The organism is Pseudomonas sp. QL9 (genome assembly GCF_041409665.1).
GTDB classification, from domain to species: Bacteria; Pseudomonadota; Gammaproteobacteria; order Pseudomonadales; family Pseudomonadaceae; genus Pseudomonas; species Pseudomonas knackmussii.
This window is the reverse complement of record NZ_CP166971.1, coordinates 1,742,448-1,758,711: the sequence shown is the minus strand read 5'-3', so window position 1 is coordinate 1,758,711 and position 16,264 is coordinate 1,742,448. Positions and strand designations below refer to the sequence as shown.

Genomic DNA, 16,264 nt, shown 5'->3' with positions numbered 1-16,264 from the left:
CGGCAGCAGGCGGGGCGGCGCGTGGCCGCCGTGCAACGGTTGCGCTCAGCGGGCGTCGGCGGTGATCGCCACCGGTGTGCCGCTGTCGAGCTTGAGCTGGCCGGAGGTGACCACCTGCTCGCCGGCCTTCAGGCCTTCGAGGATCACCGCACCGCCTTCGCGACGCTCGCCGACCTTGACGAAGCGGCGCTCCACGGTCAGTTCCGGCTGGCCCTTGGCGTCGTTCACCGGCTTGCCGGCCTCGTCCTTCTTCGGCACCACCACGTACACCGAGTTGCCGTAGAGGGTGAAGGCCACCGCGGTTTCCGGCACCACCACGCGCTGCAGCTTCTCCGGCAGCTCCACCTCGATGTTGGCGAACATCCCCGGCAGCAGCTTGCCCTCGGGGTTGGCCAGGCTGGCGCGGACCTGCAGGTTGCGGGTCTGGTTGTCGACGCGCGGGCTGATCGCCTCGATGCGGCCCTCGAACTGCATCTGCGGGTACGCCGCCACGCGCACGCTGATGCGCTGGCCGGTGCGCAGCAGGGGGAAGTCCTGCTCGGGCAGGAAGAAGTCCACCAGCAGCGTCGACAGGTCCTGCAGGGTGGCGATGGCGTTGCCCGGCGACAGGTAGTCGCCGACGTCCACCTGGCGGATGCCGATGGTGCCGTCGAAGGGCGCGAGGATGCGCTTCTTCGCCAGCAACGCCTTGAGCTGCGCGACCGTGGCGCTGGAGCGCGCCAGCTGGGCGGCCAGGCGGTCGTACTCGCTCTTGGAGATGGCCTGGCGGCCGACCAGGCTGCGACCGCGCTCGAACTCCACCTGGGCCAGGCCCAGGTCGGCCTCGGCGGTGTGCAGGGTGGCGGTCTCGACGTCGTTTTCCAGCTGCACCATCGGCTGGCCGGCGCGGACTTTTTGCCCGGAGATGAACAGCAGGTCGCGCACGGTGCCGGAGACTTCCGCGGTCAGGGTCACGCCCTGGTTGGCGCGCAGGGTGCCGATGGCCGGCAGCCGGCTCTGCCACTCGCGCTGCTCGGCGGCCGTGGCGGTCACGTTGACCGGCGGGCGCGGCGCGCTGAACTGGGCGATCTGCTGTTTGATGGAGAGGTATTTGGTCCCGGCGAGCGTCACCACTATAACGGCGACCACGCCGAGCATGATCAGCATGCGGCGCAACATTGTCCTGTTCCTTGGTACGTGCCTGGCGAAACACCACCACAAGTGGGTCGCCCTGCCTGGCGGCCTTCCGGATGCAGTGGCATCAGGCCCTTAAGCCGTTGATTTATGCCCCATTGCGGGGCAGAAGAGCGCACATTAGACGCAGTTCGCCTCGCCGTCAAAGGGCCCTGGTAGCAAGACGTTTCCTACGGAAAGCGAATTAGGAACTTGTAGGACGGTGCTGAAGGCGCGGCAGGAGCGGCAGGATCGGGAAAGGGGAAGCCACATCCCTGTGGCGAGTCGGCTCAGGCGCCGAGGCGGTGGGTGACGCCGCTGAGGTCGCCGGAGAGCCCGTGCAGGTGCTGGCTGGCCTGCTGGGTGCGTTGCACGTTTTCGTTGTTGGTGGTGGCGATGGCGGTGATCTCGGTGAGGTTGCGCGAGATGTCTTCGGCCACCGAGGTCTGCTCTTCCGCGGCGGTCGCGATCTGCCGGTTCATGTCGCGGATGGCTTCCACCGCCTGGGTGATGTTGTGCAGCATGCTGCCGGCCTGGGTCACCTGCTCCAGGCCTCCCTCGCTGCGGCTCTGGCCGTTCTCGATGGCGCGCACGGCGTTGAGCGCGCCGGTCTGCACGGTGTCGATGATCTGGTGGATCTCTGCGGTGGATTCGGCGGTGCGTTGCGCGAGAGTGCGTACCTCGTCGGCGACCACGGCGAAGCCACGGCCCTGTTCGCCGGCGCGGGCGGCTTCGATGGCGGCGTTGAGGGCGAGCAGGTTGGTCTGCTCGGCGATGCCGCGGATCACTTCCAGTACCTTGCCGATGCGGCCGCTGTCGGCTTCCAGGCGGCGGATCACCTCGGCGGTGCTGGAAATCTCGCTGCTGACCCGGCTGATGGTGTCGATGGTCGACTGCATCACCTGCTCGCCAGCTTGCGCATGGTGGTCGGCATCGTCGGCGGCGCGGGCAGCGTCGGCGGCGTGGCGCGCGACTTCCTGGGCGGTGGCGGACATCTCGTGCATCGCCGTGGCCACCTGGTCGGTGCGCGAGAACTGCTCGCGGGTGCCCTCGGCCATCAGGGTGGCGATGGCATTCAGCTCGCCGCTAGCGCTGTCCAGCTCGTTGGTGCTGCGCTTGAGGCGGTTGAAGGTGTCGGCGAGGAAGTCCCGCAGCGTATTGGCGGCGCGGGCCAGGCGGCCCAGTTCGTCCTGGCGGCTGGCGTCGACGCGTTCGCCGAAGTTGCCCTGGGACAGTTGGGCGATGTGCTCGATCAGCCGGGAGATCGGCCCGATCAGGTTGCGGTTGACCAACCACAGGCTGAACAGGCCGAGCAGGACACCGGCGGCGATCAGCACCAGGCTGCCGAAGATCACGGTGCTGCGGGCGCTGGCGCTGATCAGCTGCGATTGCTGGTCGGCCTGCTGGTGCAGGCTGGCGACCAGGGCGCTCATCTGTGCGCTGGCGTTGCGGTCGATGCCCTTGACCGCGGCGTCGCCGGCACGCGGTTCGCTACCGGCGGCCTTGTAGGCGGCCAGACCCTTGCGGTAGGCCTCGCCGAGCTGGCGGTGATCGTCGCGCAGCTGGCTGACCTGGCGCTGCAGCTCGGCATCGCCGGCGGCGTTTTCGTTCAGGCGCTGGAGGATGTCCTGTACCTGGCGCTCCTGTTCCTCGAACTGGCCCCAGTACTTGTCCAGGTCGGCGGGCATCTGGCCGCGCAGCAGTACGTCCTTCCAGTCCTGGACCTGGATCTTGAAGGCCAGGTTGGCCTGGTCGATCAGTTGCGCCGAGCGCACCGGGCCGCTGAGCAGGCCCTGGTAGGCGTTGACGCTGCCGGAAAGGAACTGGAAGCACGCCAGTGCAACGAGCAAAACGAGCAGCAGGCTGCCGCCGAGCAGAGAAAGAATCTGCGCGCGCAGGGAGGTTCGGAACATCGTGGGTACGCCTCGCGGACGTGGAGTGGGATTCGGTCAGAACAGAAATCGGCCGCGCCTGCCGCCGCATGAGAGGCGGCAGACGAGCGGTGTCGGAAGATTCTGAAGGAGTCTGGTTACGCTTCGACGGAAGCCCTGGCGCGGATCAGGAAGCCAGGTGCAGGTGGTTGTCCCAGAACGCCGGCGGCAGTTGCAGCGGCTGCATGGCGATCTCGGCCTTGCGGCAGTCGTAGAGGCGGCAGCGGCCTTGCCCGGAGGTGACCACGAAGCCGTCCTTGACCGCGCCGACGCCGGCGCAGTCGGGCAGCGGGGCGTCCAGGCGCAGGGCGCCGCTGTCGAGGTCCCAGATGAAGAAACGGTTGCCGCGCGGCGCGGTCAGCGCCACCAGGCGCAGCTCGTCGTGCACGGCCACGCTGGCGGTGTACTGGGTCATCGCCTGGCGCTGCTCGTCGGCCAGCGGGAAGGGCTGGAATGGCTGGCCCGGGCGCTTGATGGCGAGCAGGTCGGCGCGTTCGTGGGCGTCGCCCATGTACTGCTGGCAGGCGACTATGGTGCCGTCGCTTGCGATGGCCAGGTGACGCACGCTGTTCATCTGCTGGGGCAGGGTTTCCTTGGAGAGCAGCGCGCCGTCGCGGCGCATCAGCACCAGGCTCGGTTCCATGGCGTCGAGGTTCATTTCTACGCGGCTCTCGGCTTCGGTGCGGATGCCGCCGTTGGCCACGACCAGGGTCTCGCCGTCGGGCATCCAGGCCACTTCGTGGGGGCCCAGGCCGTGGGTCGGGACTTCGCCGGTGTGTGCCAGCCGTTCGCCGTCGAAGCGATATAGGCCCAGCACGCCGCGGCCCGGATCGCTGGTGTCGTTCTCGGTGGCGTAGAGCCATTCGCCGTCCTTGTGCCAAACGCCGTGGCCATAGAAGTGGCGGTTCGGCTGCGAGTCGATGGACTGCAGCAGGCAGCCGCTGTCGAGGTCGATCAGGTAGCTGGTGCGGCCCGGTCGGCGTGCGACGAAGAGGGCCAGCGGCCGGTGCGGATGCTGCACGATGGCGTGGCAGCGCAGGCCCACCTCGGTGACGAACACGCAGCTGCCGTCGAGACGGTAGCCGACCGCGTAGTGCTTGCCATCCGCGTCGTCGCGGGCGGACAGCAGCAACGGCTCCTTGCCTTTGCGCGACAGCGTCCAGCCGCCGAAGGAGAGGGCGCCGAGCAGCAGGCTGCCCAGGCCGATCACGTGACGTCGCAACATGGCGTTCACCTCTTTCTCTCAATCACCTTGATCCGGCGAGCATGGGGCCGTGCGTGAGTCCAACGACGCATGGCCCTCGCGCAGCCGATCAATCGCCGTCGTTGGCGTTGAAGCCCAGCTGCACGCCCAGGGCCTTGGCCAGGTCGGTCTCGTGCAGGCGGTGGACGGTGTTCAGGCTGTCGTACAGGTCGTTGAGCTGCTTGATGCCGGCGTCATCCTTGAGCAGGTCGCCCAGCGGCTGCTTGAGCGCGGCGAACTTGCCGTGGACGTCGGCATAGGCCGCGTCGATCTTGCCGGCCAGGTCTTTCTGCTCGCTCGGCAGCAGGCCGCGCAGGCCCTTGCCGTCGGTGCCCTTCCATAGCGCCTCGGCGCCGTTGAGGCTGGACTCCAGGCTGGCGAGCGAGGTGTCGCTGCGCCAGTTCTCGGCCTGGAACGGTTGCGGGATGCCCTTGCTCTGGCGGCCCAGCGGCGTGCCGAGCTTCTTCTTCAGCAGATCGAGGCCGGTGACCTGCACGCGCAGCATCTCGGCGATGGCCTCGTGGGCGTCGGCATAGCGAGCGTTAGGGAATTTGCTCATCTGCGCGAGGGTGCCGTTGTCGGCCTTCCAGCGGCTCAGGATGTCTTCGGCCAGGGCCTGCTGGTGCGCGCCGATGGCTTCCAGCAGCGGGCAGTAGCGCGCCTTGGTGGCGGCGTCGGCGAGGTCGATCTTGGCGTCGAAGAGGATGTATTCGTAGGCTGTCAGGCCCTGCACCACGACGCTGGACTTGGCCAGGCCGGCCGGGTCGATCTGCGGGTTGTCGTTGAGCAGTTGCTCGACCTGGCGAGCGACCAGGTTCTTCTTGTCCGGGTAGAACTGGATCTGCCAGGCCCGGTTGCCTTCGGCCAGTGGCCCGATCAGCAGCGGCTGCAGCTCGGCCCAGGCCTTCTGTGCCGAGACGAAGTCGGCACGCGCCTTGGCCAGGTCTTCCTTGCCCTGGCAGAAAGCCAGGGCGCTGGAGGCCAGCGCGCGGTCGGCGTCGACCCAACGACCATAGGCCGGCAGGATGACCTGCTGCGCCAGCGCGGCGCTGGTGGTCGCCTGCGGGTCCTGCGGCGAGCAGGCGCCGAGGGCGATGGCAAGGCTGGTGAGCAGTAGTCGGGGGCGGAACATGGTCGGCTCCTTAGAGTGAATTCAGGAATTCCAGCAGGGCGCTGCGCTGCTCGGCGTCGAAGGCCAGTACGCGCTGCTTGGCGGCTTCGGCTTCGCCGCCATGCCAGAGCACGGCTTCGAGCAGGTTGCGGGCGCGGCCGTCGTGGAGGAACTGGGTGTGGCCGTTGACCGCCTGGGTCAGGCCGATGCCCCACAGGGGCGCAGTGCGCCAGTCGCGGCCGCTGGCGAGGAATTCCGGGCGGTTGTCGGCGAGGCCTTCGCCCATGTCGTGCAAGAGCAGGTCGCTGTACGGGCGGATGACCTGGTTGGCGAGCTCCGGCTCGGCAGCGTCGGCGTCGGTGGTGAACTTGGGAATGTGGCAGGCGGCGCAGCCGGCTTCGTGGAACAGTGCCTTGCCAGCCAGCACCTGCGGGTCGTCGACCTTGCGCCGCGCCGGCACCGCGAGGTTGCGGGTGTAGAACAGGATCGGGTCGAAGATATTGCGGGTGACCTCGGGCTTGCCGCCGTCGATGGCTTCGCGGCAGGCGGTCTGGGTCTCGGTGCAATCGTCGTGGGGCAGGCGGTCGCTGGTCAGGCCCATGTCGCTGGCGAAGGCATGGGCATTCTGCTGCGGCACGCTCGGTTGCCCGGCCTTCCAGCCGAAACGGCCGAGCACGGTCTTCTGTGCCGCATCGTCCCAGACCTGGTTGGCGCGCCCACGGATACCGTCGCCATTCAGATCCTTGGGATCGGCATTGGCCAGGATCGCCACTTCGGGAATGGCTTCCAGCAGGCCCAGGCCGATCATCGGCGGGGCGATGCGGGCGGAGAACATCGTCTCGGGGTGCATCGGCCCGTAGCCGAGACGGGTAATGCGCAGGATCGGTTTGCGCAGCTCGACCTCGGTGCCATCGGCGAAAGTCACCGTCTGCGGCTCGTAGTCCACCCGCACGCGGGCTTCCGGAACCACCCCGGGAATGGCCGCGTCCTGCAACTGGCCGCCGTACACCGGCTCGGGCACCACGCCCAGGCGCTGCAGGGTCGCTGCGTCGCCGGCGGCGGCGGGAATCGACAGGCGCACCAGCATGGATACCGCGTTGATGTCGTTCGGCCCCGGTGGATGACCACGGCCGTCCTTGATGTGGCAGTTCTGGCAGGCGTTGGTGTTGTACAGCGGACCCAGACCGTCGCGCGCCGTGGTGGTCGAAGGGGCGATGACCCAGGGATTGCGGAAGAAGCTGTTGCCGACGCTGAAGTCCAGACGGCGGCTCGGCGCGAGGTTCGCCGCCGGCATCGAGAAGGCGTTGTGGTCGTTCTGGAACAGGGTGCCGGCACCACCGGAAAGGGCTTCGCCAGGCTCGGCCTCTGCCTTGGGCTGGTCCGGCTTGCAACCGGCAAGGGCGAGCGCGGCGAGCAGCGGAACCAGGAGCAGGGGGCGTGGACGGCGATACATCGGAGCGATCCAGGTGGGTGAAGTGGGCGGCAATCTTAGCAGTTGGGCAAACTCAAATACGAAAAATTTCTATTTGCCGTTGGCGCTTCGAAAAACGCCAAGGCCCCGAGTGCCGGGGCCTTGGCGCGTACCGGAGACTGCTGCGGCCAGGGGCCGCAGCGTCGTGGCGGTCGATCAGAACTGGTGATCGGCGTTGTCCGGCTTGAGGTCCTGGATGCCCAGAGCCGCGGCGGCTTTCTCGATCGAACCGGTCTGCTTGACCAGCGAGGCGATGGCGTCGCGGATGATCTTGTGGTCGGCCTCGTCGGCCGGGGCGATCATCTGGTCGAAGTGCACGCCGTCTTTCTCCGCGCGGTCGACGATGGCCTGCATCTTCGCCTGGGTGCCGTCGAGGTCGGCCTTCAGGGTGTCATTGGCCTGGGCGTCGGCCTTGGCCACCAGCTCGGACAGGCTCGGGCCTTTCACTACGCTGCCATCCACGCGCTTGTACTCGCCCAGGTAGACGTTACGGATGCCGGCGGCATCGAAGTACAGGGTGTGGTGGGTGTTGTCGCTGAAGCAGTCGTGTTCGTCTTCGGTGGAGTTGGCTTCCAGGGCCACTTTCATGCGCTCGCCGGCCAGCTCGCCGAGGGACAGGCTGCCCATGCCGAAGAACATCTTGCGCAGGTTGGTGGACGCGTTGTCGGCCTCCAGCTTGGCGCGGTAGTTATCGGCCACGCCGGATTTCCAGTTGCCGACCATCTCTTCGAGGCTGGACACCAGCAGGTCGGTGGCGGCTTTCAGGTAGGCGGCGCGACGGTCGCAATGGCCGTTGGTGCAGTCCTTGCCTTGGGCGTAGTCGGTGTACGGACGGTTGCCGGCGCCGGGGTTGCTGCCGTTCAGGTCCTGGCCCCAGAGGAGGAACTCGATGGCGTGGTAGCCGGTGGCGACGTTGGCTTCGGAGCCGGCGACTTCGTTCAGGCTGGCCAGCTTCTCGCCGGTGATTTCCTTCACGTCGATCTTGTCTTCGCCGACCTGGATCTCGGTGTTGGCGATGATGTTGGCGCTGGCGGCCGGGTTGCCCTCGGCGTGCTGGTAGTCCTTGGCGACGTAGTCGATCAGGCCTTCATCCAGCGGCCAGGCATTGATCGCGCCTTCCCAATCGTCGACGACCTTGTTGCCGAAGCGGAAGGCTTCGCTCTGCGAGTAGGGGACGCGGGCGGCCAGCCAGGCTTCGCGGGCGGCTTTCAGGTTGGCTTCGCTGGGCTTGGCGATCAGCGCGTCGACGGCGGTCTGCAGGGCCTTGGCGGTGCTCAGGGAGTCGCCGTACACGGCTTCGGCGATATCTGCGTAGTTCTTCACTACCGCCTTGACCGCTGCCTCGTCGGCCTTGATCGCCGGCGCTGCGCTCTGTGTGCTGGCCGCGGGCGCGGCTGCTTGGGCGGCGGCTTCTTTCTTGTCGTCGCCGCAGCCGGCGAGAGAGATGGCGATGGCCAGCAGGCTGGCAGTTGCCCAGGGCATACGAGTCATGACGGGATCCTTTGCATGGAAATGGCGCGAAATGGGGAGCGCAAACGAAAGCGGCAACATAATGCGAAAGATTTGCATTTTTGAAAAGCCGCAATTGCGTTTGGCCATGCCACTGGCCGGCAGGGATCAGCGTCGTTCGATGGAGGGAGGGCTTCCGGCGGCTTCGACCAGGCGTCGCGCCTGCTTCAGGTAGAGGGTCAGCTCGCGGGCGGGCAGCGGCTTGCTGTAGAGGTAGCCCTGACCCTCGTGGCAACCCTGGGCGATGATGTAGGCCTCCTGCTCGACGGTCTCCACGCCTTCGGCGATGACCTGCATGCCGAGGCTTTTGCCGAGCTGGATGATGGCGCGGACGATGGTGGCGTCGTCGTCGTCCTGCAGGAGGTCCTGCACGAAGCTCTTGTCGATCTTGATCTTGTCCAGCGGCAGGCTCTTCAGGTAGCTGAGCGAGGAGTAGCCGGTACCGAAGTCGTCGATGGCGATCAGTGCGCCGGCGCGGCGCAGGCTGAGCAGGTGCTGGGCGGCGGTGGAGATGTCTTCCATCAGGCCGGTTTCGGTGACTTCCAGTTCCAGCGAGCGCGGCGGCAGGCGGTGGATCTGCAGGAAGTTGCTGACTACGCGTGGCAGGGCGCTGTGGCGTAGCTGGATGGTCGACAGGTTGACGGCCATGCGCAGGTCGTCGAAGCCCTGGTCATGCCATTCGCGCAGTTGCCGGCAGGCCTGGTCGAGCACCCACTCGCCGATGGCGAAGATGCTGCCGTTCTGCTCCGCCAGCGGGATGAACAGGTCCGGTGCGACCCAGCCCTGGGTCGGGTGCTGCCAGCGCAGCAGGGCCTCGACGCCGACCACCCGGTGGTCGCGGTAGTCCACCTGCGGTTGGTAGACCAGGTGCAGTTCGTCGCGGGACAGGGCGTCGCGCAGGTCCTTCTCGAGCTCGCGGCGGCGGCGCATCTCGCTGTCGACGCTGGCGATGTAGAACTGGTAGCGGTTGCGCGAGCGAGTCTTGGCCAGGGTCATGGTCTGCTCGGCTTTCTGCAGCAGCTTCTCGGTGCTCTCGCCGTCTTCGGGGTAGAGGGTGATGCCGATGGTGGCGCGCAGCTGGACCGACTGCTGGTCGAGCTGGAAGGGCTGCTCGAGGTCGTCGAGGATCCGTTGCGCCAGTTCCGCCGCCTCGTAGGGTTGCTCGATGTCGGCCTGGATCAGGGTGAACTGGTCGCCGCCCAGGCGAGCCAGGGCGCCGAGATTGGCGCTGTGGGCGCGCAGGCGGTCGGCGAGGGCGATCAGCAACTGGTCGCCGAACTGATAGCCGTGCTGCTCGTTGATGCCCTTGAAGTCGTCCAGGCCCAGGCACAGCACGGCCACGCGGTGCTCCAGGCGGCCGGCGTCGGAGAGGATCTGGTCCAGGCGCTGCTGCAGCAGCTTGCGGTTCGGCAGGCCGGTGAGGAAGTCGTACTGGGAGATGCGCAGCAGGCTGTCCTCGGCTTCGCGGCGCAGGTGGCCGTTGCGCTCGATGGATTCCAGCAACTGGTTGGCGGTGTTGATCCACAGGCCGAGCTCGTTCTGCTCGTGGCCTTGAAGCATGGGCAGCTTGTGCTCGCCGGGGCGGTCGGGGTTGATGCTCGACAGGTTGTCGATGATCCGCCAGAGCGGTTTGGTCAGCAGCCAGTGGTAGACCAGGAACAGCACCAGGGCCATGGCCAGGGCGCGGAGAATGCCGGAGATGAAAATGATGATCGAAGTGACGACGAAGTCCTGGCCGTAGGGAGCGGTGTCCAGGGTGATCTTCAGGTCGCCGTAGTACTCGCCCGGGTCGCCGCGGCCGACCAGGCGGATCGAATAGTGCTGCTCGGGGCCGAGGATGGGGTCGGTGAGCCAGCGGGTCGGGCTGTCCAGCAGCGGGCGGGACTTCTCCGCCAGCATAGGTTCGTCGGGGTGGCCGATGGCGGCATAGCGCACAGCCTCGTGCTGGAACAGGCCTTCGAGGACCTGCATCGCCATGTCGCGGTCGAGACTGTAGACCGCCTGGGTCGAGGGGTCGCGGACCATGGCCAGGATGCGTTGGGCATCGGAATGCACGGCCTGGCGGGCCTTGTAGGCATCGAAGACGATCTGTGCGCAACTCAGGACGACGCCGACCACCAACGCCGCGAGCAGAACTACGCGCAGCAGCTTCAGTGAGAGTCGGTGCCGGGGGTCCAGTTTCAAGGTGCTGCTTTCCTTGTGCATCGCCATCCGGCGAGAGACTGGTCTGAGTATTGGCAAACGGCGCTTTGACGTCAAAGGGCCATCACATGTTTTCTTGACGACGTCGACTTTCAGGTTAGCTGACAGCGGTCGCGCCGGTGCAGAAAACAGAAACCCGGCACAGGGCCGGGTTTCCGCTGGAGCAGTGAAGGTATCAGGCAGCGAAGTTCTGCGCTACGTAGTCCCAGTTCACCAGGTTCCAGAACGCTTCTACGTACTTCGGACGCAGGTTGCGGTAGTCGATGTAGTAGGCGTGTTCCCATACGTCGCAGGTCAGCAGCGGGGTGTCGCCGCTGGTCAGCGGGCAGCCGGCGCCGATGGTGCTGGCCAGGGCCAGGGAGCCGTCGGCCTTCTTCACCAGCCAGCCCCAGCCGGAACCGAAGGTGCCGACGGAAGTCTTGGTGAACTCTTCCTTGAACTTGTCGAAGGAACCGAAGGCGGCGTTGATGGCATCAGCCAGGGCGCCGGTGGGCTGGCCACCGCCGTTGGGGCTCAGGCAGTTCCAGTAGAAGGTGTGGTTCCACACTTGGGCCGCGTTGTTGAAGATGCCGCCGGAAGAGGTCTTGACGATGTCTTCCAGGCTCTTGCCTTCGAATTCGGTGCCGGGGACCAGGTTGTTCAGGTTCACGACGTAGGTGTTGTGGTGCTTGTCGTGGTGGTATTCCAGGGTTTCCGCCGAAATGTGCGGCTCAAGGGCATTCTTCGCGTAAGGCAGCGGCGGCAATTCGAAAGCCATGGTGTCTCTCCTTCTTCCTCAGGTCTGGGCTAGCGCGGCGAACGCGCGACCGGTACACGGGGCCGGTTCGGTGGGTGTCGCGGCATCCGTGCGTAGCGCTCCGCAACGATGAGCGAAGTGCGCGCCGGGTGCGTCCAGCCGGCCTAGCTAGCTGGCGCCGCGAACGTCGGATCATAGCACCGGCCCCCCGGCATATCCACGCATCAACTGTAGGGGCAAACGCCCCGGCAGCGGCCTTGCGTGGCATTCGCGAAGTATCGGCGGGCAAGCATGACAAAGCGTCGTGCGTGTGCCCGCCGTGTTCAGTTGGCGAGCACCAACTGGCTGGCCATGCCCAGCATCATCACCGCGACCATCAGGTCGACCAGGCGCCAGGTGGTCGGCCGCGCCAGCCAGGGCGAGAGCCAGGCGGCGCCGAGGGCGAGGGTGAAGAACCACAGCAGCGAGGCGCTGGCGGCACCCATGGCGTAGGCGCCGGGCGCGGCCTGCTGGGCGCCGAGGGAGCCGATCAGCAGTACGGTATCGAGGTACACGTGCGGGTTCAGCAAGGTCACCGCCAGCGCCGCCATCAGCACTGCGCGGCGCGAGCGTGGCCCGGTTTCGCTGGCTTCGGCCATGGCCTGGGGGGAAAGGGCGCGGTGCAGCGCCTTGAACCCGTACCAGACGAGGAAGATCACGCCGCCCCAGCGCGCGATGGCGAGCAGCGTAGGGTTCTCCGCCAGGATCCGCGCCAGGCCGAACACCCCGGCGCTGACCAGGATGGCGTCGCACAGCACGCAGAGCAGGGCCACCGACAGGTGATGCTCGCGACGCAGGCTCTGCGCCAGGACGAAGGCGTTCTGCGCGCCGATGGCGATGATCAGCCCTGCTGCCATCAGCAGCCCGTTCAGGTAGCTCTGCCACATGTTCAGGCCCTCTCTTCGGCGGACAGGCGCCGCAGCACTTCGACGGCCGGCGCGCCGTCGCGGTGGGCGACGAACAGGTGATCGTGGAAGTAGCCGGCGATGACATTGCAGCTGATTCCTGCTTCGGCGAGCGCGCCGGCGACGGCAGCGGTCAGCCCCACGGCCTGAAGCGCCGAATGCACTTCGAGGGTCAGCCAGGCGGCGACGTAGTCGTAGGCCAGGTCCAGGCGCTCGGCCTCGGCGCGAGGGAGGATCAGCGTCAGTCCTTCGCGCTCGCGGAAGCTGCCGATCACTTCGGCGTCGGCTGGTATCTGCGTGCCGGGCAGGGTGCAGAACACGTATTCGCCGGGATTGAGCACCGGCTTCATTTCGCGCAGCAGCGCGGAAAGGGAGGTTTCGCCAGCCATGGGAGCGGCTCCTTCAGGGTCTATCGAGCGGGAATGCTGGCCAGTCTGAGGGGTTCGTCTGTATAAGAAAAACGAATCATGGTTATGGCGCATTAGGAATTCTGATCATGTTCGACTACAAGTTGCTGGCGGCGCTCGCTGCCGTGGTGGAGCAGGGCGGTTTCGAGCGGGGCGCCCAGGCGCTGGGGTTGTCGCAGTCGGCCATTTCGCAACGGATCAAGCTGCTTGAAGCGCGCGTCGGCCAGCCGGTGCTGGTGCGTGCGGCGCGGCCGCAACCGACGGAGTTGGGGCGCCGCCTGCTCAACCATGTGCAGCAGGTGCGTTTGCTCGAAGGCGATCTGCAGCAATGGGTGCCGGCGTTGGACGAAGGCGGCTCGCCCGAGCGCCTGCGCCTGGCATTGAACGCCGACAGCCTGGCGACCTGGTGGGCCGGTGCGGTCGGCGCCTTTTGCGCCGAGCGGCGGGTGTTGCTCGACCTGGTGGTGGAAGACCAGGAAGTCGGCCTCAAGCGCATGCGTGCGGGCGAAGTGGCCGGCTGCGTCTGCGGCAGTCCGCGACCTGTAGCTGGAGCACGCAGCGAAGCGCTGGGCGCCATGCGCTATCGCGGCCTGGCCAGCCCGGCTTTCATTGCCCGGCATTTCCCCGACGGCGTGCGCCCCGAGGCCCTGCTACGGGCACCGGCCATCGTCTACGGCCCGGACGACCAATTGCAGCACCGCTACCTGGCCGAGTTGGGCGTGGATGGACGCTTCCTTTATCACCTGTGCCCTTCTTCGGAGGGCTTCGTGCGCATGACTTGCGGCGATCTCGGCTGGGGCCTGGTTCCCGAACAGCAGGTTCGCGGCGAGCTGGCGCGTGGCGAGTTGGTCGACTTGCTGCCGGGGCGGGTGATCGACGTGCCGCTCTACTGGCACCACTGGCGCAATGGCGGCGAATTGCTCGGTGCGCTCACCGACCATCTATTGCGCCACGCGCCCGAGCAACTGGTGCCCATCGCTGGCGGTTGAGGCTCGCAAGGACGTCGATCTGGCGTGCGCGGCCAGAGTCATGGAGCCTGCGGCCTGCTAGATTCGGCGCACAACAAATACAAGGGGGTGCGTGCATGAAGATTCTGGTGACCGGGGCCAGCGGGTTCATCGGTGGACGTTTCGCTCGTTTCGCCCTGGAGCAAGGCCTGGCGGTGCGGGTCAACGGCCGCCGTGCCGAGGCGCTGGAGCCCCTGGTCAAGCGCGGCGCGGAGTTCATGCCGGGCGACCTTAACGACCCGGCGCTGGTTCGCCAGCTGTGCGCGGGAGTGGACGCGGTAGTGCATTGCGCCGGTGCGGTTGGTGTGTGGGGACCATTGGAGTCGTTCCACCAGGCCAACGTGGTGATGACCGAGTCCATCGTCGAAGCCTGCCTGAAGCAGGGCGTGCGCCGCTTGGTGCACCTGTCTTCCCCTTCCATCTATTTCGATGGCCAGGCGCATGTCGGTATCACCGAGGCGCAGGTGCCGACCCGCTTCGCCAACCACTACGGATCGACCAAGTACGAGTCCGAGAAAGTCGCCCTCGGCGCCGCCGAGTTCGGCCTGGAGGTCTTGGCGCTGCGTCCGCGCTTCGTCACCGGCGCCGGCGACACCAGCATCTTCCCGCGGCTGATCGCGGCGCAGCGCAAGGGCAAGCTGAAGGTCATCGGCAACGGCTTGAACAAGGTCGATTTCACCAGCATCCAGAACCTCAACGACGCCCTGTTCAGCGCGCTGCTGGCCACCGGCCCGGCGCTCGGCCAGGCCTACAACATCAGCAACGGCCAGCCGATTCCGCTGTGGGATGTCGTCAATTACGTGCTGCGCCGCCTCGATCTACCACCTGTGAAAGGACACATGCCATACCCGCTGGCGTACACGGTGGCGGCTATCAGCGAAGGCGTCAGCTACCTCAAGCCCGGCCGACCGGAGCCGACCCTGACGCGCATGGGCATGGCGGTGCTGGCCAAGGACTTCAGCCTGGATATCAGCCGCGCCCGGCAGTTCCTCGACTACGACCCGCGCGCCAGCCTGTGGGATGCGCTGGACGAGTTCTGCGACTGGTGGAAACAGAAGGGGGCGCAGGGCGTATAACCGTTCGCGGTTATACGCCGATACACCTACCTCGAAGCGCGGGCGCCCCCGCGCAGCGGCCCCGAATACTGTTGCTCGCTGCCGCCCTGCGTAGGCAGGAAGCTCGGCTCCTGCACCACCCGCGACAGTCTTACGCCGCTGAGTTCGCTCAAGCGCTGGCCCAGCTCGCGGGTGCTCTCCTGGGCGGAGGTCTCGCAGGCACGCAGCATCAGCGTAACGGCATCGGTTTGCTGGAACTGGATGTCCAGCGCCTGTTCTTCGCGCAGACGGCGGCGCAGTTCGCGCATGCAGTCCAGGATGGCCTTGTTGAATTCGATCACCCAACTCCCTCCCCGCAGATAGCGCCCCAGTGGCGCCGGCGAAGGGGTGGAGCAAGGCATATGCCATAGTGTCTACTGGCCAGTGTTTTCGCGCTCTGGCGGGAACCAGTGGGCATCCGCCGTGGTCTTTGCCGCTGCGAAAACGCGCCGCCACGGTGCGCCGCGCTCCCCGATGGCGCGATGCCATGGCGTCGGCGCGAACGGATATACTGCGCTCCTGCGCAGGCGCCAAGCCGCTTCCCCACAGGTTCCTTCCATGCGTAACGATACGTTCGACGAATTCGACAATGTTCCCAGCTTGACCACCGATGCCGCCGACCGCGAGGAGTTCGACCACCATCCGCGTCGCGTCTACGAGTCCGATGGCAAACGCCTGGCGCCCGATCCCAAGCCGCGTGGCGGCAGCACCGGCCCGCTGTGGGCGCTGGTCGCGGCCATGGCCATCGCCCTGGGCGGCGTGGCCTGGTGGAGCCACCAGCAGCTGACGCTGATGGAGCAGCAACTGATCGCCACCCAGGAAAGCTTTGCCAAGATCAGCGAGGAAGCCTCCGGGCGCCTGGACGACATCCGCGGCAAGTTCGTTTCCAGCGAGTCGTCGGTCACCGCCGACCGCGAACAGCTCAAGCTGCAGGTCAAGCAGCTGCAGGGCAAGCTCAGCGAACAGGCGCGCCAGCAGCAGGCATCGCTGACCCAGATCGACGGCCAGCAGGCCAAGCGTCTCGACCAGCTCGGTAACGAGCTCAAGGCACAACAGCAAAGCGCCGCGCAACTGATCGCGCAGCTTGACGCCAAGCTCAAGGCGCTTTCGGACGAGCAGGGCAAGGTCAAGGGCCTGCAGGGCGACCTGGCCAGCGCCAACGAGCAGATCAAGAGCCTTAGCAGCGAAGTCGCCGCGCTGAAGAAGCAGGGCAACCAGGCCGAGTCGATCAAGAGCATCCAGGACGACCTGCTGGTGCTGCGCAGCGAAGTTGAAAGCCAGCCGAAGCAGAACGCGCAGGGCGCCAGCACTGCCGAGTTCGATGCCTTCCGCAGCCAGGTGATGCGCAACATCAACACCTTGCAGGCGCAGGTGCAGAACCTGCAGCGCCAGCTCACGGGTGGCCAGGCGCAGTAAACGCTGACTGAGCGCTGAGTTGAAAAGGCCCCCGATTGCCT

General features: G+C 66.7%; 14 protein-coding genes. 3 read left to right on the top strand and 11 right to left on the bottom strand.

Annotated elements, in window-relative coordinates; translation table 11 throughout:
• Positions 1 to 45: 45 nt before the first annotated feature.
• From ACA097_RS08235 to ACA097_RS08190, 10 genes are all read right to left on the bottom strand, one after another.
• Positions 46 to 1,158, bottom strand: coding sequence for an efflux RND transporter periplasmic adaptor subunit (locus ACA097_RS08235; protein WP_043249316.1), 1,113 nt, complete (start codon positions 1,156 to 1,158; stop codon positions 46 to 48).
• A gap of 284 nt (positions 1,159 to 1,442) precedes the next feature.
• Positions 1,443 to 3,065, bottom strand: a complete 1,623-nt coding sequence (locus ACA097_RS08230; protein WP_371369662.1) for a methyl-accepting chemotaxis protein — start codon at positions 3,063 to 3,065, stop codon at positions 1,443 to 1,445.
• A gap of 145 nt (positions 3,066 to 3,210) precedes the next feature.
• Positions 3,211 to 4,308, bottom strand: a complete 1,098-nt coding sequence (locus ACA097_RS08225) for a DUF1513 domain-containing protein (RefSeq protein WP_371369660.1) — start codon at positions 4,306 to 4,308, stop codon at positions 3,211 to 3,213.
• Between the two features lie 88 nt (positions 4,309 to 4,396).
• Complete coding sequence (locus ACA097_RS08220) at positions 4,397 to 5,458, bottom strand: imelysin family protein (protein WP_371369658.1); 1,062 nt, start codon at positions 5,456 to 5,458, stop codon at positions 4,397 to 4,399.
• 10 nt (positions 5,459 to 5,468) lie between these two features.
• Positions 5,469 to 6,890 carry a di-heme oxidoredictase family protein gene (locus ACA097_RS08215; RefSeq protein WP_371369656.1) on the bottom strand — a complete coding sequence of 474 codons (1,422 nt, stop codon included), beginning with the start codon at positions 6,888 to 6,890 and terminating at the stop codon, positions 5,469 to 5,471.
• A gap of 174 nt (positions 6,891 to 7,064) precedes the next feature.
• Positions 7,065 to 8,399: an imelysin family protein gene (locus ACA097_RS08210; RefSeq protein ID WP_371369654.1), complete on the bottom strand. Its 1,335-nt coding sequence runs from the start codon at positions 8,397 to 8,399 to the stop codon at positions 7,065 to 7,067.
• A 126-nt stretch (positions 8,400 to 8,525) separates the two neighbouring features.
• The gene (locus tag ACA097_RS08205; protein ID WP_371369652.1) at positions 8,526 to 10,601 is read right to left on the bottom strand and encodes a putative bifunctional diguanylate cyclase/phosphodiesterase; all 2,076 of its coding nucleotides are present in this window, start codon (positions 10,599 to 10,601) and stop codon (positions 8,526 to 8,528) included.
• Between the two features lie 193 nt (positions 10,602 to 10,794).
• A complete protein-coding gene (gene sodB / locus ACA097_RS08200) occupies positions 10,795 to 11,376 on the bottom strand; it encodes a superoxide dismutase [Fe] (protein WP_043249327.1) in 582 nt (193 codons plus the stop codon).
• Positions 11,377 to 11,678: 302 nt separating this feature from the next.
• On the bottom strand, positions 11,679 to 12,281 hold the full coding sequence (locus ACA097_RS08195) for a LysE/ArgO family amino acid transporter (protein ID WP_043249328.1): 603 nt from the start codon (positions 12,279 to 12,281) through the stop codon (positions 11,679 to 11,681).
• 2 nt (positions 12,282 to 12,283) lie between these two features.
• A complete protein-coding gene (locus ACA097_RS08190) occupies positions 12,284 to 12,688 on the bottom strand; it encodes an ACT domain-containing protein (RefSeq protein ID WP_043249329.1) in 405 nt (134 codons plus the stop codon).
• A 101-nt stretch (positions 12,689 to 12,789) separates the two neighbouring features.
• Between ACA097_RS08190 and ACA097_RS08185 the strand changes: the two genes are divergently transcribed.
• Entirely contained in the window at positions 12,790 to 13,695 is a 906-nt protein-coding gene (locus tag ACA097_RS08185) for a LysR family transcriptional regulator ArgP (RefSeq protein ID WP_371370495.1), read from the top strand.
• A gap of 95 nt (positions 13,696 to 13,790) precedes the next feature.
• A complete protein-coding gene (locus tag ACA097_RS08180; RefSeq protein WP_371369649.1) occupies positions 13,791 to 14,789 on the top strand; it encodes an NAD-dependent epimerase/dehydratase family protein in 999 nt (332 codons plus the stop codon).
• Positions 14,790 to 14,815: 26 nt separating this feature from the next.
• Here the strand turns inward: ACA097_RS08180 and ACA097_RS08175 are convergent, their stop codons facing one another.
• Positions 14,816 to 15,106 (bottom strand): hypothetical protein, encoded by a 291-nt coding sequence (locus tag ACA097_RS08175; protein WP_043256919.1) that lies wholly within the window; start codon positions 15,104 to 15,106, stop codon positions 14,816 to 14,818.
• Between the two features lie 259 nt (positions 15,107 to 15,365).
• On the opposite strand from ACA097_RS08175, the gene ACA097_RS08170 reads away from it, so the two are divergent.
• Positions 15,366 to 16,223: an ATPase gene (locus ACA097_RS08170; protein ID WP_371369647.1), complete on the top strand. Its 858-nt coding sequence runs from the start codon at positions 15,366 to 15,368 to the stop codon at positions 16,221 to 16,223.
• Positions 16,224 to 16,264: the final 41 nt, after the last annotated feature.

What these genes read in the sequence shown, in the direction of transcription:
- ACA097_RS08235 (WP_043249316.1), bottom strand. Translation starts at nt 1,158, where the DNA reads ATGTTGCGCCGCATGCTGATCATGCTCGGCGTGGTCGCCGTTATAGTG.
- sodB (WP_043249327.1), bottom strand. Translation starts at nt 11,376, where the DNA reads ATGGCTTTCGAATTGCCGCCGCTGCCTTACGCGAAGAATGCCCTTGAG.
- ACA097_RS08230 (WP_371369662.1), bottom strand. Translation starts at nt 3,065, where the DNA reads ATGTTCCGAACCTCCCTGCGCGCGCAGATTCTTTCTCTGCTCGGCGGC.
- ACA097_RS08225 (WP_371369660.1), bottom strand. Translation starts at nt 4,308, where the DNA reads ATGTTGCGACGTCACGTGATCGGCCTGGGCAGCCTGCTGCTCGGCGCC.
- ACA097_RS08215 (WP_371369656.1), bottom strand. Translation starts at nt 6,890, where the DNA reads ATGTATCGCCGTCCACGCCCCCTGCTCCTGGTTCCGCTGCTCGCCGCG.
- ACA097_RS08220 (WP_371369658.1), bottom strand. Translation starts at nt 5,458, where the DNA reads ATGTTCCGCCCCCGACTACTGCTCACCAGCCTTGCCATCGCCCTCGGC.
- ACA097_RS08195 (WP_043249328.1), bottom strand. Translation starts at nt 12,281, where the DNA reads ATGTGGCAGAGCTACCTGAACGGGCTGCTGATGGCAGCAGGGCTGATC.
- ACA097_RS08210 (WP_371369654.1), bottom strand. Translation starts at nt 8,399, where the DNA reads ATGACTCGTATGCCCTGGGCAACTGCCAGCCTGCTGGCCATCGCCATC.
- ACA097_RS08170 (WP_371369647.1), top strand. Translation starts at nt 15,366, where the DNA reads ATGCGTAACGATACGTTCGACGAATTCGACAATGTTCCCAGCTTGACC.
- ACA097_RS08180 (WP_371369649.1), top strand. Translation starts at nt 13,791, where the DNA reads ATGAAGATTCTGGTGACCGGGGCCAGCGGGTTCATCGGTGGACGTTTC.
- ACA097_RS08190 (WP_043249329.1), bottom strand. Translation starts at nt 12,688, where the DNA reads ATGGCTGGCGAAACCTCCCTTTCCGCGCTGCTGCGCGAAATGAAGCCG.